Origin of the sequence: Stutzerimonas marianensis, assembly GCF_022810315.1 — a bacterium.
Lineage (GTDB): Bacteria > Pseudomonadota > Gammaproteobacteria > Pseudomonadales > Pseudomonadaceae > Stutzerimonas > Stutzerimonas marianensis.
On the sequence record NZ_JALGRD010000002.1, the window covers coordinates 386,220 to 403,122 of the forward strand.

At 63.9% G+C, this 16,903-nt stretch carries 20 protein-coding genes; 16 read left to right on the forward strand and 4 right to left on the reverse strand.

Going from position 1 to position 16,903, the window contains the following annotated elements; genetic code table 11:
* From MST27_RS05015 to MST27_RS05030, 4 genes are read left to right on the forward strand one after another with little or no spacing between them, the layout of a single operon-like run.
* On the forward strand, positions 1-738 hold the full coding sequence (locus MST27_RS05015) for an HNH endonuclease signature motif containing protein (protein ID WP_243604909.1): 738 nt from the start codon (positions 1-3) through the stop codon (positions 736-738).
* Positions 722-961 carry a hypothetical protein gene (locus tag MST27_RS05020; RefSeq protein WP_243604910.1) on the forward strand — a complete coding sequence of 80 codons (240 nt, stop codon included), beginning with the start codon at positions 722-724 and terminating at the stop codon, positions 959-961. The genes MST27_RS05015 and MST27_RS05020 overlap by 17 nt, the downstream gene beginning before the upstream one ends.
* A 12-nt stretch (positions 962-973) precedes the next feature.
* Positions 974-1,144: a hypothetical protein gene (locus tag MST27_RS05025; protein WP_243604911.1), complete on the forward strand. Its 171-nt coding sequence runs from the start codon at positions 974-976 to the stop codon at positions 1,142-1,144.
* Positions 1,141-1,791: a hypothetical protein gene (locus MST27_RS05030; RefSeq protein WP_243604912.1), complete on the forward strand. Its 651-nt coding sequence runs from the start codon at positions 1,141-1,143 to the stop codon at positions 1,789-1,791. Before MST27_RS05025 ends, MST27_RS05030 begins: the two co-directional genes overlap by 4 nt.
* Here MST27_RS05030 and MST27_RS05035 read toward each other — a convergent pair.
* A complete protein-coding gene (locus tag MST27_RS05035; protein WP_243604913.1) occupies positions 1,788-2,036 on the reverse strand; it encodes a hypothetical protein in 249 nt (82 codons plus the stop codon). The genes MST27_RS05030 and MST27_RS05035 overlap by 4 nt on opposite strands.
* Here MST27_RS05035 and MST27_RS05040 point away from each other — a divergent pair.
* The 8 genes from MST27_RS05040 (at position 2,035) to MST27_RS05075 (ending at position 8,453) form a co-directional block, all read left to right on the forward strand.
* Entirely contained in the window at positions 2,035-2,769 is a 735-nt protein-coding gene (locus MST27_RS05040; protein WP_243604914.1) for a hypothetical protein, read from the forward strand. The genes MST27_RS05035 and MST27_RS05040 overlap by 2 nt on opposite strands.
* 180 nt (positions 2,770-2,949) lie before the next feature.
* Positions 2,950-3,927 carry a DNA-methyltransferase gene (locus MST27_RS05045; protein ID WP_243604915.1) on the forward strand — a complete coding sequence of 326 codons (978 nt, stop codon included), beginning with the start codon at positions 2,950-2,952 and terminating at the stop codon, positions 3,925-3,927.
* A gap of 45 nt (positions 3,928-3,972) precedes the next feature.
* A complete protein-coding gene (locus MST27_RS05050) occupies positions 3,973-4,185 on the forward strand; it encodes an excisionase (protein WP_243604916.1) in 213 nt (70 codons plus the stop codon).
* Positions 4,166-5,251, forward strand: a complete 1,086-nt coding sequence (locus MST27_RS05055) for a phage integrase Arm DNA-binding domain-containing protein (RefSeq protein WP_243604917.1) — start codon at positions 4,166-4,168, stop codon at positions 5,249-5,251. Before MST27_RS05050 ends, MST27_RS05055 begins: the two co-directional genes overlap by 20 nt.
* Positions 5,252-5,296: 45 nt before the next feature.
* Complete coding sequence (locus MST27_RS05060) at positions 5,297-5,674, forward strand: ArsC family reductase (protein WP_476756126.1); 378 nt, start codon at positions 5,297-5,299, stop codon at positions 5,672-5,674.
* A gap of 42 nt (positions 5,675-5,716) precedes the next feature.
* Complete coding sequence (gene dapD / locus MST27_RS05065; protein ID WP_243604918.1) at positions 5,717-6,751, forward strand: 2,3,4,5-tetrahydropyridine-2,6-dicarboxylate N-succinyltransferase; 1,035 nt, start codon at positions 5,717-5,719, stop codon at positions 6,749-6,751.
* Positions 6,752-6,837: 86 nt separating this feature from the next.
* Positions 6,838-8,040: an aminotransferase class V-fold PLP-dependent enzyme gene (locus MST27_RS05070; RefSeq protein ID WP_243604919.1), complete on the forward strand. Its 1,203-nt coding sequence runs from the start codon at positions 6,838-6,840 to the stop codon at positions 8,038-8,040.
* Positions 8,037-8,453, forward strand: a complete 417-nt coding sequence (locus tag MST27_RS05075) for a SufE family protein (RefSeq protein ID WP_243604920.1) — start codon at positions 8,037-8,039, stop codon at positions 8,451-8,453. The genes MST27_RS05070 and MST27_RS05075 overlap by 4 nt, the downstream gene beginning before the upstream one ends.
* On the opposite strand, the gene tcdA is transcribed toward MST27_RS05075, so the two are convergent.
* Positions 8,450-9,247 (reverse strand): tRNA cyclic N6-threonylcarbamoyladenosine(37) synthase TcdA, encoded by a 798-nt coding sequence (gene tcdA / locus MST27_RS05080; RefSeq protein WP_243604921.1) that lies wholly within the window; start codon positions 9,245-9,247, stop codon positions 8,450-8,452. The two genes, MST27_RS05075 and tcdA, sit on opposite strands and share 4 nt — an antisense overlap.
* Before the next feature lie 161 nt (positions 9,248-9,408).
* On the opposite strand from tcdA, the gene MST27_RS05085 reads away from it, so the two are divergent.
* The 4 genes from MST27_RS05085 to MST27_RS05100 all read left to right on the forward strand — a co-directional run bounded on the left by MST27_RS05085 (position 9,409) and on the right by MST27_RS05100 (position 14,484).
* Positions 9,409-12,006, forward strand: coding sequence for a glycosyltransferase (locus MST27_RS05085; RefSeq protein ID WP_243604922.1), 2,598 nt, complete (start codon positions 9,409-9,411; stop codon positions 12,004-12,006).
* A gap of 133 nt (positions 12,007-12,139) precedes the next feature.
* On the forward strand, positions 12,140-13,285 hold the full coding sequence (gene dapE, locus MST27_RS05090) for a succinyl-diaminopimelate desuccinylase (RefSeq protein ID WP_243604923.1): 1,146 nt from the start codon (positions 12,140-12,142) through the stop codon (positions 13,283-13,285).
* Complete coding sequence (locus tag MST27_RS05095) at positions 13,279-14,088, forward strand: putative RNA methyltransferase (RefSeq protein ID WP_243604924.1); 810 nt, start codon at positions 13,279-13,281, stop codon at positions 14,086-14,088. Before dapE ends, MST27_RS05095 begins: the two co-directional genes overlap by 7 nt.
* 24 nt (positions 14,089-14,112) lie before the next feature.
* Positions 14,113-14,484 carry a hypothetical protein gene (locus MST27_RS05100; RefSeq protein ID WP_243604925.1) on the forward strand — a complete coding sequence of 124 codons (372 nt, stop codon included), beginning with the start codon at positions 14,113-14,115 and terminating at the stop codon, positions 14,482-14,484.
* A gap of 118 nt (positions 14,485-14,602) precedes the next feature.
* On the opposite strand, the gene MST27_RS05105 is transcribed toward MST27_RS05100, so the two are convergent.
* On the reverse strand, positions 14,603-14,812 hold the full coding sequence (locus MST27_RS05105) for a cold-shock protein (protein WP_243604926.1): 210 nt from the start codon (positions 14,810-14,812) through the stop codon (positions 14,603-14,605).
* A 248-nt stretch (positions 14,813-15,060) separates the two neighbouring features.
* A complete protein-coding gene (locus MST27_RS05110; RefSeq protein ID WP_243604927.1) occupies positions 15,061-16,896 on the reverse strand; it encodes a GldG family protein in 1,836 nt (611 codons plus the stop codon).
* Between the last annotated feature and the right edge of the window lie 7 nt (positions 16,897-16,903).

Genomic DNA, 16,903 nt, shown 5'->3' on the forward strand with positions numbered 1-16,903 from the left:
TTGAGTCAGGTTGCGCTAGAGGCGCTGAGCCGTGCCAGGCAGGCAAAGCCGAGACGATGCATCAAGAAGCCATGGACGCCGGACGAAGACGAGCTGATGCGCGAGCACTACCCACACAAACCCATGGCATTCATGCAGGAGCTGCTAGGTCGCTCAGATCGCTCTATTTACAGCCGCGCCAAATTGCTTGAGCTGAGCAAGACGGCTGAATACCTGGCCGGGCCGCACGCCTGCCGTCTACGTCGGGAGGACAACCCCGGCACCAAGACACGATTCAAGAAAGGCGCCGCCCCATGGAACGCTGGCCTAAAGGGATGGAACGCGGGTGGCCGGGCAGCCGAAACGCAATTCAAACCCGGCAGAAGACCAGAAGAATCCCGCAACTATCGCCCCATCGGAAGCCTGCGGCTGAGCAAGGACGGATACCTCGAGCAGAAGATTTCTGACGACCAGAGCGTTTACCCGGCGCGCCGATGGGTCGCGCTACACCGCCTCGTGTGGGAGGCGGCCAACGGCCCAGTGCCTGACGGGCACATTGTCATCTTCCGGCCAGGCCAGCAAACGACCAGCCCTGACGAGATCACGCTGGATCGGCTGGAGTGCATCACTCGCGGAGAAAACATGCGGCGCAACACCATCGCCCGCTACGGCGAGGAATACCGTTCAACCGCCATGACCCTTGCTTGGTTCCGGCGGAAGATCAACAACTTGGAGCAGCAGCATGAACAACCTCAGTGATTTGCGCGCCATCCTCGGCAAGACGATGGAGGGCGTGCTAGCGGGCACCTACTCGATTGAACAAGCAAGGGCTGTTGCCCAAGTCGCGGCAGAAGTAAATGCCACAGCGCGCCTTGAGGTAGACATGGCCCGCGCCACAGATGGCGACTTCCGGGGCTCCGGTTTCATCGACGTCGAACCGCGAATCGCCCCACGGCCTGCCATTGCGCAGAACAGGGCTTGATGGAGCGCACCCATGCACACCGAACACCATCGCTGCCAAATATGGCTGCACAAACCCACCGGCGTGAAGTACCGCAAGGACGCCAGTAACGGCGCCGCCTCGCTGATGCAATCTCTCAGCGCCAAGCCGCGCTTCGCCACCGATGAAGAACTCCGCGACGCCAATATATGGAGCAAGGTATGACCAAGCATGACTTAAAGGAACTGTCCGCCATCGGCGCAGAGCTGGCAGCGGCAAAGGCTGAGGTGCAGCTGGAGATGGAGCGGCACCGCAAAACGTGGCGGCAGTTGGAGCAGGTGCGGGGGTTGTTGCGTGAGTGCAGGCCAGTAGTGGTACAGCTCAGCAATCAGAATGGTGCCGAGCTGTTCAATGACTTGGTTCAGCGCATCGACGCCGCCCTATCCCTGCAGGCCGAGCCGGTGTGCCGATGCACCATGCGTGAGAAAATGGTCGGAGACGGATGTTCTGTATGCAATCCCGAGCGGGCGGCAGACTTTGAGGACGACGAGCCAGCCCCGGCGCAGGCCGAGCAGCGGCCGGTGGGTTGGCAGTCCATAGTCCTGCACGCGAGCGAGCTGGCGGACATGGTGCTAAAAGGCGATGCGCCGCAAACCGCGCAGCGTACTGCAAGGGCATTGCTTTCGATGCTGGCCACCCGCCCCGCGCAGACCGAGCAGCAGCCGGAGCAGAGCGGACTAAAAGTAACTGTTAATCGGAAGTCATTGGAAAGGGTGTTGAGGCATGACTTTGCGGAAGACTGCCAGGAATGCGCAATTGGTAGGTCTGAAGCGTGGGCCGAATTGCGCGCCGCCCTGTCCGCCCAAGGCTAAAGCTCTGCCCTCTCCCGCTCGTGCAGCATGATGCCTTGGAGCACATGCAGGGCCGTGAGATTTCCGCCAGTGGTTTCTCGCCATGATTGGTGGATCACCCGGTACAGGCGGTCGACCTCCGACATCACGCGCTTGTATCGCTCGATCTCAAGCGTAAGCCGGCGCACCTCGGGGTCGGGGTATCGAGCCCAGATTGCCCGCAGTTCTTCGCGGGTCACTGGTTTGAAATCTGGAAGTTTGTTCATGGCCGCTCCTTTTACGGGAGCGTGCCACAACCACACAGAGCGTCGCACGGTCTGTCGGACGGGCGCGCGCGAGGAGAAAGGAATGAAACAGGTATTGGTTGATAGGGAGCTGCTGGAGAGCCTGGCCGAACTCGGCGAAGACGCCATCAACCGGATGGGGAGCTATTTGGCAGAAAAGCACGGCGAGCAACGCTATGTGGACGCAGCGCGCGCCATCCTCGCCCAGCCCGCAGAGGCGGAAGGGGTCGAGGTTGTGGCTTGGCAGCAGCGATACATTTGCCCAGACGAAGGCCCGAGCTGCTGGCAATCCGCTGATGAGCGGACCGTGGAAATACTTCGGCGTCGCGATGACTATGAGCTTCGCCAGCTGGTCCCGCTAGCCGCCCTGTCAGCCGTGACCGCCGAGCGGGATAGGTTGCGGGATGCTAACGCATCGCGATCCGACAAGCTGAACGAGGCGCAGAGCATCATCGAAGAACTCCGCGCCGAGGTCGAGGCGCTGCGCTCCTATGCTCTGATCGGGACCGATGCTTATCGGGCAACGGTCTACGTTCTGCGGCGCGCAGCCTGTGACGAGGTGTTTGGAGTGGCGAAGCTACAGCGCATATTCCTGCTGGACTGGCAAAGCGCCGAAAGGCTGCTCAAGGAAATGGTCAGGCGCGGCGACGTTGAGCAATGCGCAGGTCATGGGTGGAAGTTTCCAGACGCCGCCATGGCTGCGAAGGAGGCGTGAATGCTGCTATCCACGCTGGCATATTTGGCTATCTGCTTTCTGATCTGGCCGCTTAGCGCAACTCGATTCTGCGCGACGCTAGTCATGCTGTTTGCCTTCTCCGTAGCTACAACCACCATCACCCCCTAACCCCACCCAAACACACAGCCTGCCGGCGAGAGTCGGCGGGGAGGAGAAGTCATGTCTGGAGAAAGACACCGCATCGTTGTTGGCGACTGCCTTGAATCACTCAGGGGCATGGCTTCGGATTCGGCCAACTGCTGCGTTACAAGCCCGCCCTACTTCGGACTGCGAGACTACGGCGTAGAAGGACAGATTGGCCTGGAGGAAACCCCATCTGAGTTTATCGCTCGCTTGGTCGAGGTTTTTCGCCAGGTGCGCCGAGTGCTCAGGGAGGATGGAACGGCCTGGGTGAACATGGGCGACACCTACGGAAAAGGGAAGCAGCTGCTGGGAATTCCATGGCGGCTGGCCTTTGCATTGCAAGATGATGGCTGGATACTTCGCCAAGAGATCATCTGGTCAAAGCCTAACCCGATGCCTGAGAGCGTCCGCGACCGGTGCACGAAGTCCCACGAGCATATCTTTCTGCTGAGCAAGTCGCCCGCCTATTTCTTCGACCAGGAGGCCATTAAGGAGCCGGTCGCGCCAAGCTCAATCGCACGTCTATCCCAAGACATCGAGAACCAGGCTGGAAGCGACCGAGTGCCAGGCAAAACAAACGGGCCAATGAAGGCGGTTCGTAGTCGCCGCGATAGCTTCAGGCGCGATGGCTCGAAGCGAGAACAGGCGATACCGGGACAGTCATGCGGCACGCACCGGCCCGACAGAGAAGAAAGCGACTATGCGCTGGACCTAAGGAACAAGCGTTCTGTTTGGTCTGTGCCAACCATTGGCTTCAAGGGCGCCCACTTCGCCACCTTCCCACCAGACCTGATCCGCCCATGCATCCGGGCGGGCTGCCAGCCTGACGGCTTGGTGCTCGATCCATTTGGCGGATCCGGAACTACAGCGGTAGTAGCCATGCAGGAGGGCCGGCGGTCGACCCTCTGCGAGCTCAACCCCGAATACGCCGAGATGGCCAGAAAGAGAATTGATGCAGCCTGGCTAGACGGTGCTGCGCAGATGGACATTCTGCGCGACCAGCCAGCCGCCTAACCCCACCCCATCAACCCACCCGATATGCGGGAGGGAGGAGTAATCATGAAACTTAGCCTGGAGAAATGGGCCGAGGCGAACTTCGACCCGGCCCCTACGCTGAACACGTTGCGCCGCTGGGCGCGAGAGGGGCGCATCTTTCCCGCACCGGTGAAGCACGGGCGCAGCTATTATGTTGAGCCCGATGCGCAGTACATCGAACAGGGCACACTAGCCGGACGCATAGCGAGGGATCGACATGGCGCCAAGGCCGCGTAAGAACGGGTCGAAAGATCTGCCGCCGAACCTGTACCGCAAGACGGATAGCAGGAACGGGGCGACCTATTACTCATATCGGGACCCAGCGTCCGGCAAGTGGTACGGGCTGGGCAGCGACAAGGCCCAGGCAGTCCGTGAGGCCGTGCACGCCAACCATACCGGCGCGAAGATTCGGCCAGCGCTGGCTGATCGGATCAACGCGGCGCCGATGCGTCGGTTCTCGGAATGGATCGATGAGTACCGCAAGCTGTACGCCGAGCGTGACGTGTCCCAGCAAAGCAAGGAGTCAGCACGGATGCGACTCAACCGGCTCGAGGAGGCGCTCGGCCATCACGACGCGGCAGCAATCGGGACGTTTGAGATTGCCAGCTACCTGAAGACGCTCACAGATGAGGGCAAGGCGCAGATGGCGCGTGCCATGCGTTCGCTGCTCAGTGACGTAATGCGCGAGGCGATAGCGGCGGGATGGAGGAAGGACAACCCGGTCGAGGTGACGCGGGCTGCGAAGGTGAAGATCAAGCGCGAAAGGCTGACCGTGGACAACTGGAAGGCGATCTATGCCGAGGCCAAACAGCCCTGGCTGAAGCGCGCCATGGAACTAGCGGTGCTGACCGGGCAGCGGCGTGACGACATAGCTGGAATGCTTTTCAAGGACGTGCACGACGAGCACCTGCACGTCATCCAGGCAAAGACCGGTGCGCGGCTGCGGATAAGCACGAAGCTGCGCCTCGAATCCTTGGGGCTCGAGCTGGGCGAGGTCATCAAGTCGTGCCGTGACGCGGTAGTGTCAAAGCATCTGGTGCACCACAGCAAGACGGTCAGCAAGGCGACGCCTGGCATGCCGATCGTGCTCGACACGCTGAGCAAGGCATTCTCGGAAGCCAGGGACAGGACTGGCATCAAGTTCGGGGAGAGCCCGCCAACCTTCCACGAGATGCGTTCGCTTGCGGCCCGTTTGCACGCCGCCGAGGGTCGCGACCCGCAAGCGCTACTCGGCCATCGGTCAGCGGCAATGACCGCCCTCTACCGTGACAGTCGCGGCGCGGAGTGGATCGACGTGGCATAATGTGCGACTGCGTTTTGGCGGAGTTTTGGCGAGGATTTGGAGAGAGTGGAAACGCCCTGTAAGATCAACAACTTATGCCTCTACGGCATCAAGGCGTGCGACACCATGAAAAAGGCTCGCACCTGGCTCGACGAGCACGGACTGGACTACCGTTTCCACGACTACAAGAGCGCCGGCATCGACCGCGCCCATCTCCAGGCCTGGTGTGACGAACACGGCTGGCAGACCATTCTCAACCGTGCCGGCACTACCTTCCGCAAGCTGGACGACGCGCAGAAGGCCGATCTCGACCAGGCCAAGGCGATCGAGCTGATGCTGGCCCAGCCATCGATGATCAAGCGCCCCGTCCTTGACCTGGGCGACAGGACATTGGTCGGCTTCAAGCCCGACACCTATGCGGCCGAGCTGGCAGCCACGAACTGAGACCCGCTCGCCGAGACGAGCGCGAACGATAAGGATCCCTCTATGAGCAACACCCTCTTCAGCCTGGCGTTCGGCGTAGGCACCCAGAACCGCCAGGGCACCTGGCTCGAAGTCTTTTACGCACAACCCCTGTTGAAACCGGCCGGCGAACTGGTCGACGCCGTCGCCCCGCTGCTGGGCTACCAGGGCGGCAACCAGGCGATCGCGATCACTACGACCCAGGCGGCCCAGCTGGCCGACGCCCTGAAGGCGATCGATCCCGTCCAGCTCGCGCTATTGACCCGTCTGGCCGAAAGTCAGCGTCCGCTCGTGGCGACGCTGCTGGCCGAGGACAGCGCCCTGAGCTCGACCCCCGAGGCGTACCTCAAGCTGCACCTGATCTCCCACCGTCTGGTCAAGCCGCACGGGCTCAACCTTGCCGGCATCTTCCCGCTGCTGCCGAACGTCGCCTGGACCAACCAGGGCGCGATCGACCTGGCCGAACTGGCCGAGCGCCAGCTCGAAGCCCGCCTCAAGGGGTACCTGCTGGAAGTCGTCTCTGTCGACAAGTTCCCGAAAATGACCGACTACGTCGTCCCCGCCGGCGTGCGTATCGCCGACAGCGCCCGCATTCGCCTTGGCGCCTACATCGGCGAAGGCACGACCGTGATGCACGAGGGCTTCATCAACTTCAACGCCGGAACCGAAGGCCCAGGCATGATCGAAGGCCGCGTCTCGGCGGGCGTCTTCGTCGGCAAGGGCTCGGACCTGGGGGGCGGCTGCTCGACCATGGGCACCCTGTCGGGCGGCGGCAATATCGTCATTTCCGTCGGTGAGGGCTGCCTGATCGGCGCCAACGCGGGCATCGGCATCCCACTGGGCGACCGCAACACCGTGGAATCCGGTCTCTATCTCACCGCAGGCACCAAGGTCAATCTGCTGGATGAACAGGGCGAACTGGTCAAGGTCGTAAAGGCGCGTGAACTCGCCGGACAAAGCGACCTGCTGTTCCGCCGCAATTCGCAGACCGGGGCGGTCGAATGCAAAACGCACAAGTCCGCGATCGAGCTGAACGAGGCGCTGCACGCGCACAACTGACCGATTAGCTCGAAGCCCTGAGCGAGCAGCTTGAAGCAGTAAAGCTCCGCTCCTGGCTTCCAGCTTCCAGCTTCAGGCTTAACGCTATGCTCTCTTCCCCCTGGCGTGCCGACTTCCCCGCCCTGGCCGTTCTCGAAACGCAGGGCCAGACCTATCTCGACAGTGCCGCGACGTCGCAAAAACCGCAGGCGCTGATCGACGCTTTTACCGGCTACTACACCTGCGGCACGGCGAACGTCCACCGTGCCCAGCACCAGCCCGCCGAACGCGCCACCCGCGCTTTCGAAGATGCGCGAATCAAGGTGGCACGCTGGCTGAACGCAGCCTGTCCGACCGAGATCGTCTTCACCCGTGGCGCCACCGAGGCGCTCAACCTGCTCGCCTACGGCCTGGAACATCGGGTCACGCCCGGTGACGAGATCGTCGTCAGCGCACTGGAACACCATGCCAACCTCCTGCCGTGGCAACAGTTGGCCAAGCGCCGTGATGCCCGGCTGGTCGTGCTGCCGCTCGATGCCAACGGCCTCATCGACCTGCAAGCGGCGCAAGAGCTCATCGGCCCGCGCACCCGCCTGCTGGCGGTCAGCCAGCTGTCCAATGTGCTCGGCGCCTGGCAACCATTGGCCGAACTCCTGCCGCTGGCCCGTGCGCAGGGCGCGCTCAGCGTGGTGGATGGCGCGCAGGGCGTGGTGCACGGGCGCCATGACATGCAGGCGCTGGACTGCGATTTCTACGTACTCTCCAGCCACAAGCTGTACGGCCCGGAAGGCGTGGGAGCGCTTTACGGCCGCGGAGAATCGCTGCTCCAGCTCAAGCATTGGCAGTTCGGCGGCGAGATGGTCCGCGTCGCCGATTACCAAAGCGCCGATTTTCACGCCGCGCCGCTGGGCTTCGAGGCAGGCACACCGCCCATTGGTGGGGTGATCGGCCTGGGCGCGACGCTCGACTACCTGTCCAGGCTCGACGCTGCAGCAGTGACCGGCCATGAGCAGGCGCTGCACATGAAGTTGCTCGCCGGCCTGGCCGTCCGCGATGGCGTCCGGCTGCTCGGCGCCCCTCAGATCGCGCTGGCCAGTTTCACCGTCGAGGGTATTCACCACGGCGACCTGGCCCACCTGCTCACCGAACAAGGCATTGCCGTGCGCAGCGGCACTCATTGCGCGCAGCCGCTGCTGAAGACGCTGGGTGTGGAAGGCGCGACCCGCGTATCACTCGGGCTGTACAACGACGGCCTCGATCTGGAGCGTTTCTTCAGTGCGCTGGATCAGGCGCTGGAAATGCTGCGATGAGCGCGCTGCCGCACGCTGCCGAGCAAACCTTGCAGCACTTTCGCGAGGCGGCCGGCTGGGAGCAGCGAGCGCGTCTGTTGATGCAGTTCGGTGATAGCCTCGCACCGCTGGCGGACCATGAGCGCGACGATGCCCACCTCGTCGCCGGCTGCGAGAGCCGGCTCTGGCTGGTCGGCGAGCAGCATGAGGATCGCTGGCAGTTTCGCGGTACCAGCGAGGCCAGGCTGTTGCGCGGCCTGCTCGCTGTGCTGCTGGTAAGGGTCAACGGCTCGAGCGCCGCCGAGCTGCAGGTGCTGGACGTGGCCGAGTGGTTCGGTCAGCTCGGCCTGTCTCGACAGCTGTCGCCGTCGCGTGCCAACGGAATGAATGCCGTGATCGCCCGGATGCGCGCGTTGGCAAAGGAGGGCTTCTAGCGCTCCGCTGGGCGCCGAGCGCCTGCGACCAGCTTGTCCACTGCACGGGCCGCCGCAACCAGGCCGAAGCTGGCGGTAACCATCATCGCCGCACCGAAGCCGCCGGCACAGTCGAGCTTGACACCCTCCCCGACGAAACTCTTGCTCTGGCAGACGCCGCCGTCGGGCTTCGGATAGCGCAACTGCTCGGTCGAGAACACGCAGGGCACGCTGTAGGTGCGCCCCGGCGTGCGCGAGAAATGGTATTCGCGCCGCAGCAAGGAGCGAACCTTGGCTGCCAGCGGATCGTTGAAGGTCTTGTTCAGGTCGGTGACCTGGATCTGCGTCGGGTCCACCTGACCGCCGGCGCCACCCGTGGCGATGATCTGGATCTTGCGGCGCTTGCACCAGGCGATCAGCGCGGCCTTGGCCGGCACGCTGTCGATGCAGTCGATGACGCAGTCAAGCTGCTCGGTGATGTAGTCAGCCATGGTGTCACGGGTCACGAAGTCAGCGACGGCGTGCACCACGCAGGCCGGATTGATCGCCCGTATCCGAGACGCCATCTCATCGACCTTGGGCTTGCCCACTGCGCCTTCGAGCGCGTGCACCTGGCGGTTGGTATTGGTGATGCACACATCGTCGAGGTCGAACAGGCTGATCTCGCCGACGCCGCTGCGTGCCAGCGCCTCCGCCGCCCAGGAACCGACCCCGCCGATCCCGACCACCGCGACATGCGCTGCCGCCAGTCGCTCGAGCCCTTCGGAGCCGTACAGGCGGGCAATTCCGCCGAAACGCTGATCGTCGATAGGCATGTCGATTTCCCCGGAAAAAACAGCGCCGATTATAGGTCCTCCATCCGCTGCAAAAACAGCTTGGCGCCCCACTGTACAGGCGTTCGGGCCGGGAGTAGGATGCGCGCCAGCCGGCGTTCGCCGGTCTTCCCTCTGTTCCTCCTCCTGGAACCTTCGCACCGATGTCAGCTCGCAAAATGGGTCTCAACCTAGTCATGGTCGTGGCCGTGGCTTCGCTGTTCACTGGCCTCTGGGCCTGGTTCAACCAACCTCAGGAGGCGCCCGACTGGCCCGACCAGATCGCCGGCTATTCCTTTTCGCCGTTCCGCCTGCAACAGGACCCACAGGAAGGCACCTACCCCAGCGAAGACGAGATCCGTGCCGATCTCGAGCTGCTCACCAGCCAGACCGATAACATCCGCACCTACTCGGTGGACAAGGTGCTCGGCGAGATCCCGCGTCTGGCCGAAGAAGCCGGCTTGCGCGTGACCCTGGGCATCTGGTTGAGCAACGACCTGGAAGCCAACGAGGCACAGATCGAGCGCGGCATCGAGATCGCCAAGCGCGAACGCAACGTCATTCGCGTCATCGTCGGCAACGAAGCGCTGTTCCGCGAGGAAATCACCGTCGAGCAGATGATCGGCTACCTGGACCGTGTTCGCGCGGCCCTGAAAGTACCGGTTACGACCGCCGAGCAGTGGCACATCTGGGAGAAGTACCCGGAGCTGGCCAAGCATGTCGACCTGATCGCGGCCCACGTCCTGCCCTACTGGGAATTCGTGCCCCGTGAGCATTCGGTCGCCTTCGTGCTCGACAGGGCGCGTGAACTGAAGAAGGCCTTCCCGAAAAAGCCGCTGTTGCTGGCAGAAGTCGGCTGGCCGAGCAACGGTCGCACCCGTGGCGGCGCGGTCGCGGACCAGGCCGAACAGGCGCTCTACCTGCGCGAGCTGGTCAACACGCTCAATGCCAACGGCTACAACTACTTCGTCATCGAAGCCTTCGACCAGCCCTGGAAGGCCGGGGAGGAAGGTGCGGTGGGTGCCTACTGGGGCGTATTCAACGCCGAGCGGCAGCCCAAGTTCCCCCTGAGCGGCCCAGTCGTGGAGATTCCACAGTGGCACCTGCTGGCGAGCGCGTCGGGTGTACTGGCACTGCTTGCCCTGGCATTGCTGTTGATCGACAGCAGCGCGCTGCGCCAACGCGGCCGGACCTTCCTGACGCTGGTCGCCTTCTTGGTCGCCACCATGCTGGTGTGGATCGCCTACGACTTCAGCCAGCAGTACAGCACCTGGTTCGGCATCACGGTCGGCGTGCTGCTGGCGCTGGGCGCGCTCGGGGTGATGATCGTGCTGCTGACAGAAGCTCATGAACTGGCCGAAACCGTCTGGAAGCGCCAGCGCGTGCGCCCGTTCCTCCCGGTCACGCAGGACAGTAGCTACCGGCCGATGGTCTCGGTGCACGTGCCCTGCTACAACGAACCGCCCGAGATGGTGAAGCAGACGCTCAATGCCCTGGCGCGCCTGGATTACCCGCACTTCGAAGTGCTGGTGATCGACAACAATACCCGCGACCCGTCCATCTGGGAGCCGGTGCAAGCCCATTGCGAGGCGCTCGGCACGCGGTTCCGCTTTTTCCACGTCGCGCCACTGGCCGGCTTCAAGGGTGGCGCGCTGAACTATGCGATGCAGCACACCAGTCCGGAGGCCGAGGTCATCGCGGTGATCGATTCGGACTACTGCGTCAGCCCCAACTGGCTGAAGCAGATGGTGCCGCACTTTGCCGACCCGCAAATCGCCGTGGTGCAGTCACCGCAGGACTATCGCGACGAGCACGAATCGCTGTTCAAGAAGCTCTGCTACGCCGAGTACAAGGGCTTCTTCCACATCGGCATGGTGACCCGCAACGACCGCGACGCGATCATTCAGCACGGCACCATGACCATGACGCGCCGGTCGGTGCTCGATGAGCTCAAGTGGGCCGAGTGGTGCATCACCGAGGACGCCGAGCTCGGCCTGCGGGTGTTCCAGAAGGGTTTGTCAGCCGCCTATTCGGAGCACAGCTTCGGCAAGGGCCTGATGCCGGATACCTTCATCGATTTCAAGAAGCAACGCTTCCGCTGGGCGTACGGCGCCATGCAGATCTGCAAGCATCACCTCGCCAGCCTGCTGCTTGGTCGTGGCAACGACCTGACACGTGGGCAGCGCTACCACTTTCTCGCCGGTTGGTTGCCCTGGGTCGCAGACGGCCTGAACGTGTTCTTCACCTTTGGCGCACTGCTCTGGTCGGCGGCGATGATCATCGTGCCGAACCGGGTCGATCCGCCGCTGCTGATCTTCGCCCTGCCGCCGCTGGCATTGTTCGTGTTCAAACTGGGCAAGATTCTGTTCCTCTACCGGCGTGCCGTGGGCGTGAACATGCGCGATGCGATGTCCGCCGCCGTGGCCGGCCTGGCCTTGTCGCACACCATCGCCAAAGCGGTGCTGTTCGGCCTGGTGACGCGCAGCATTCCCTTCTTCCGCACGCCCAAGTTGCGCAGCAGCCACGGCGTACTGGTCGCGCTGGCCGAAGCGCGCGAGGAGGCTTTCGTCATGGTGCTGCTGTGGGGCGCCGCGCTGGGCATCACCCTCTCGCAGAAGCAACCGGGGCTGGACGTGATGTTCTGGGTCGGCGTGCTGCTGGTGCAGTCGCTGCCGTACCTGGCCGCGCTGGTGATGGCGCTGCTTTCATCCCTGCCAAAGCCGCAACCTGCACCGCTGGGCGAGCCGGCCGGGATGCAGTAGCCCAGCGCAGGGCAGCCGGGTTTCGCTCGATCGGACGAAGCCCGGCGCCCCGCTCGCCGGCGCGTCGTGCAACGCCGAACACGCCGATTTGCTTTAGTATTGGCGCCCTTTCCCCGCCTGCACCGGAGCCGTGATGACCGACGCCCTCTCCCCGACCCTTGAACTGGCCTGCGAGCTGATCAACCGGCCGTCGGTGACGCCACTGGACGAGGGCTGCCAGCAGCTGATGAGCGATCGGCTCTCCGCCTGCGGTTTCGCCATCGAGCCGATGCGCATCGAAGACGTGGAGAACTTCTGGGCGATCCGCGGCCAGGCAGGCCCGGTGCTCTGCTTCGCCGGTCATACCGACGTCGTGCCCACCGGCCCCGAACACGCCTGGCACAACCCACCCTTTGCCGCGCGCATCGACGAGCACGGCATGCTGCATGGCCGTGGCGCAGCCGACATGAAGGGCAGCCTGGCGGCGATGGTCGTCGCGGTCGAGCGCTTTACCGCCGACCACCCGAACCACAACGGCCAGATCGCCTTTCTGATCACCAGCGACGAGGAAGGCCCGGCGCATCACGGCACCAAGGCGGTGGTCGAACGGCTACGCGAGCGCGGCCAGCGGCTGGACTGGTGCATCGTCGGCGAACCCTCGAGCACCCGGTTGGTGGGCGACGTGGTGAAGAATGGGCGCCGCGGCTCGCTCGGTGGCACCCTGGTCGTGCGCGGGCAACAGGGCCACGTGGCCTATCCGCATCTGGCGAAGAATCCGATCCACCTCGCTGCGCCCGCCCTGGCCGAGCTGGCCGCCGAGCACTGGGATGACGGTAACGCCTTCTTCCCGCCGACCAGTTTCCAGATTTCCAACCTGAATGCCGGCACCGGCGCGACCAATGTCATCCCCGGCACGCTGGAGGCAGTGTTCAATTTCCGCTTCTCGACCGAGTCGACGGTCGAAGGCCTCAAGCAACGCACCGCCGCGATACTCGACAAGCACGGCCTGGACTGGAGCGTCGACTGGGCGTTGTCCGGCCTGCCGTTCCTGACCGAGCCGGGCGACCTGCTCGACGGCGTGGCCAAGGCGATTCGCCACGTCACCGGTCGCGAAACCACTCCTTCCACCAGTGGCGGTACGTCCGACGGTCGTTTCATCGCCACCCTTGGCACTCAGGTCGTCGAGCTCGGTCCGGTCAACGCCACGATTCATCAGGTCGACGAACACGTCCTGGCCAGCGACCTCGACCTGCTGACCGAGATCTACTACCAGACGATGGTCAACCTGCTCGCATGCTGATCTGCCCCCTCTGCCATGCCCCACTCGAGGTTACCGAGCGAGGCGTCGCCTGCCCCGCCAACCACCGCTTCGACCGTGCGCGGCAGGGCTACCTCAACCTGCTCCCGGTGCAACACAAGAACAGCCGCGCCCCGGGCGACAACCAGGCCATGGTCGAGGCCCGTCGGCGCTTTCTCGAGGCGGGCCACTACGCTCCGCTGGCCCGGCGCCTGGCCGAACTGGCTGCTGAACGTACGCCGCAGCGCTGGCTGGACATCGGCTGCGGCGAGGGCTATTACACGGCGCAGATCGCCCAGGCGCTGCCTGGTGCGGACGGCTATGCCCTCGACATCTCCCGCGAGGCGGTCAAGCGTGCCTGCCGCCGCGCACCGCAGCTCGAATGGCTGGTGGCGAGCATGGCGCGGGTACCGCTGGCCGATGCGAGCTGCAATCTGCTCGCCAGCGTCTTCAGCCCACTGGACTGGCACGAGGCGCGGCGCCTGCTCGCACCCGGTGGTGGCCTGCTGCGCATGGGCCCGACTCGCGAGCACCTCTGGGAGCTGCGCGGTCTGCTGTATGACGAGATCCGCGACTATGACGACGAGAAGCACCTGTCATTGATTGCGGCCGGCATGCAGCTCGCCCATAGCGAGACCCTCTCGTTCGAGCTGCAGCTCGACAGCGCCCAGGCCCGCGCCGACCTGCTGGCGATGACGCCGCATGGCTGGCGTGCCAGTGCTGAGCGCCGCGCAGCCGTCATCGACCAGCCATTACGGGTTCGGGTCGCGATACGCTACGACTGGATCCAGCGAGACCCGTTCTAAACCCTCACACAAGGCCACCCGCTCATGCGCCAACCCGACATCGAGATCTACCTCAGGGACGCCAGCCAGGACGCTGTCACCGAATGGCTCAGCCAGGCGATCGGTCCCTGCTCGCCCTGGCAGCCGAAGGGTCAGACGTTCAAGTGCCGCGCCGCAGACATCCCGGTGACCTGGCTGCCGAAGGCCGTCGGCAAGTGGCATTGCCTGCTGCTGGAGAGCGATGCCACGCCCTGGGAGGACGACGTGGCATGTGCCCGCGCCGCCCATGCCGCGCTGAATGTCGAGATTCGCTGCGCGCCGGGCAGCTGGAGCGAAGACGAAGCCGAAGACGCCGCCGACCGCTGGGTCTGCATCAACGACGAAGGCGAACGCGAGATTCTCTGGCATACGAGCTGAACACGGGCATCGCATGCCGATGGGCCGGCCAGCCTGCAACTGGGTCAGCACCAACCACGCCTTGAAATGAAAGAAGGCCCGTCAATCGAAGTTGACGGGCCTTCTTCGAAGCACCGGGTCAGAGTCCAGCGACGTCTTCGGCCTGCAGGCCCTTCTGGCCCTGGATCACCGAGAATTCCACCTGCTGACCCTCGGTCAGAGAGCGGTGGCCCTGGCCACGGATCGCCTGGTAGTGAACAAACACATCCGGGCCACTACCACGCTGGATGAATCCATAACCCTTGGCATCGTTGAACCACTTGACGGTTCCGGTCTCGCGCTCAGCCATCCTACTTCTCCAACTCGCTTCTTATTATTCCCCGTGCGGGGCGTGATCGATCAGACCCGACCTGCTCGAAGCCTGCACCGGCACTCTACCGGAGCATGCATGACAAGCGCGTTTCAGGCCCAACGCCGGCTGAGTATAAACAGGAAAAATTCTCGTCTTCGAGAATTTTTTCCACCTCGCGCCGAGGCTGGGCATGAAGGCCCTGACAGTGCTGTGCCAGAGCGCCTCAACCCATCCGTGCGGAGCGTTCAGGCGACCCGCTGACGGCGCCACAGCCATGCCAGCAGCACCAGCACGGTCAGCAGCAAAGGCACTGCCGCGATGTTGATGAACTTGAGCGTTCGCCCCAGCGCCTCGATATCGGCGTTGAGCTGGTAACGCACCTCACGCAGCTCCTTGCGGATGCTCAGTTTTTCCTGCAGGAAGTTCTGCAGCGCCGCCTGTTGATCCTCGGTGAGTTCGAGCGCCTGCTCCGGATCCGGGCTCTGGAGTTCGGCAAGCTTCGCCTCGGTGGCCGCCAGGCGTTGCTGCAGCACCTCCTCCTTTTCGAGGAACCGGCTCTCCGCCTGACGCTGCAGCGCTTCGACCACCTCGAACGGACGTGCGAAGCGACCACGCGAGCGAACGCCGATCAGCGCATCGCTGCCCGCCAGGTTGTCCAGCGCATTGACCACGAAGGTGCCGTTGTCCGCCCAGGGCTGTGGCAGGCGTTGCCCAAAGAAGTCCTGCACCTGGACCCACATGCGATCGGTCAACAGATCGGTGTCGGCCACGGCGATCACATTGATGCTCGCCGCCTCCTTGAGCCCATCCTTGCGACCCTCGATGCCGTCCGGATAGGCCGACCGCGCCGGACCCTGTATCCGAGCCACCAGGGTGTAGCGTTCGCCGGTCGGCTCCAGCTCGCGCAGCAGCACGCCCGGATTGTCCAGGGTGGCAAAGCGTGCCGCGTCGACCGGCATGGCATATTCGGAGCTCTGCAGCAACGGCGTGAACCGCGTCTTCGCATCCTCCAGTGGCTCAAGCGAACCGGCGGTCGCGAGGGTCAGGCTCTCGAGTGACGCGGTGGTGACGTCGTCGCGGTCCATCGCCGCCGGTGGCAGGCTCAACAAACCCGGATGACGCACCGCCCGCCGCTCGGCCCCGACGCCGACGGACATCGCGTACGAGGCATCGGCTACGACCTTGTCCTGTACCAGACGAACCCCCCAGGCCTCGAACAACGGCCCCAGGTCGGATGCCCTGCCCTCGGCGAACTCGCCAGGGCCGATGCCCATGCCAGGATCGGCTTCGCTGTAGGGATCGACGAATGCCAGCAGTTTGCCGCCGCGCAGGACGAACTGATCGATGGCGTACAGCGTCTGCTCGGGCAGATCCTTCGGATGGACCAGCATCAGCACCGAGACGTTGGCCGGAATCATGTCGATATCCGGCTGCAGGCTCTCGATATGGAAGAGTTGCCGAATGTTCTCCAATACCATCCACGCGGACGAGGCTTGCTGAGTACGCATGTCGAACCCACCGTTGATCGGCAGGCCCGACATCACGCCCACCACCGGCATCTGCGGCGAGGACAGCGTCTGCACCAGGCGACTGATCTCGTATTCCAGGAATGCTTCCTGATCCAGAGCGAAAAACGGGATGCTCTGCGTCTGCCCTTCGGCATTGGTGCCAGCCAGGCCGAAGTAGACCCTGTCACCACTCTGGTTCAGCGGCACGGCCTGCAGGCCCAGCTCGGCGGCGCGGTCCTCTGCTTCGGAAAAGGGCTGCGGATCGATCACTTGCAGCCGGATGCGGCCGTCGGCCTCCCGCTCGTAGGCACGTAGCATTTCCTCCACGCGTCGGGCGTAATTGCGCAGGCCGACCAGATCCCTGACAGCCTCGTCGGAGTAGAACAACTGCAAGTCGATAGGCGCCTTGAGTTCGTCGAGAACTCGCTCGGTGCCTTCGGAGAGGGTGTAGAGCTTCTGCTCCGTCAGGTCCAGACGGGCATCCGTGAGGACCTGGCTGGAGACAATGTTGAAGGCGAGGAAAGCCAGGGCGATCAGCAGTAGCCCGGCGCTGGAGTGGATCACTCGTTTCATGGCGGCT

Excerpts from the sequence above, each read along its gene's own strand:
- MST27_RS05050 (WP_243604916.1), top strand. The coding sequence starts at position 3,973 with ATGAAACTTAGCCTGGAGAAATGGGCCGAGGCGAACTTCGACCCGGCC.
- MST27_RS05110 (WP_243604927.1), bottom strand. The coding sequence starts at position 16,896 with ATGAAACGAGTGATCCACTCCAGCGCCGGGCTACTGCTGATCGCCCTG.
- tcdA (WP_243604921.1), bottom strand. The coding sequence starts at position 9,247 with ATGCCTATCGACGATCAGCGTTTCGGCGGAATTGCCCGCCTGTACGGC.
- MST27_RS05020 (WP_243604910.1), top strand. The coding sequence starts at position 722 with ATGAACAACCTCAGTGATTTGCGCGCCATCCTCGGCAAGACGATGGAG.
- MST27_RS05075 (WP_243604920.1), top strand. The coding sequence starts at position 8,037 with ATGAGCGCGCTGCCGCACGCTGCCGAGCAAACCTTGCAGCACTTTCGC.
- MST27_RS05040 (WP_243604914.1), top strand. The coding sequence starts at position 2,035 with ATGGCCGCTCCTTTTACGGGAGCGTGCCACAACCACACAGAGCGTCGC.
- MST27_RS05085 (WP_243604922.1), top strand. The coding sequence starts at position 9,409 with ATGTCAGCTCGCAAAATGGGTCTCAACCTAGTCATGGTCGTGGCCGTG.
- dapE (WP_243604923.1), top strand. The coding sequence starts at position 12,140 with ATGACCGACGCCCTCTCCCCGACCCTTGAACTGGCCTGCGAGCTGATC.
- MST27_RS05035 (WP_243604913.1), bottom strand. The coding sequence starts at position 2,036 with ATGAACAAACTTCCAGATTTCAAACCAGTGACCCGCGAAGAACTGCGG.
- MST27_RS05025 (WP_243604911.1), top strand. The coding sequence starts at position 974 with ATGCACACCGAACACCATCGCTGCCAAATATGGCTGCACAAACCCACC.
- MST27_RS05030 (WP_243604912.1), top strand. The coding sequence starts at position 1,141 with ATGACCAAGCATGACTTAAAGGAACTGTCCGCCATCGGCGCAGAGCTG.
- MST27_RS05055 (WP_243604917.1), top strand. The coding sequence starts at position 4,166 with ATGGCGCCAAGGCCGCGTAAGAACGGGTCGAAAGATCTGCCGCCGAAC.
- dapD (WP_243604918.1), top strand. The coding sequence starts at position 5,717 with ATGAGCAACACCCTCTTCAGCCTGGCGTTCGGCGTAGGCACCCAGAAC.
- MST27_RS05095 (WP_243604924.1), top strand. The coding sequence starts at position 13,279 with ATGCTGATCTGCCCCCTCTGCCATGCCCCACTCGAGGTTACCGAGCGA.
- MST27_RS05070 (WP_243604919.1), top strand. The coding sequence starts at position 6,838 with ATGCTCTCTTCCCCCTGGCGTGCCGACTTCCCCGCCCTGGCCGTTCTC.
- MST27_RS05045 (WP_243604915.1), top strand. The coding sequence starts at position 2,950 with ATGTCTGGAGAAAGACACCGCATCGTTGTTGGCGACTGCCTTGAATCA.
- MST27_RS05105 (WP_243604926.1), bottom strand. The coding sequence starts at position 14,812 with ATGGCTGAGCGCGAGACCGGAACCGTCAAGTGGTTCAACGATGCCAAG.
- MST27_RS05100 (WP_243604925.1), top strand. The coding sequence starts at position 14,113 with ATGCGCCAACCCGACATCGAGATCTACCTCAGGGACGCCAGCCAGGAC.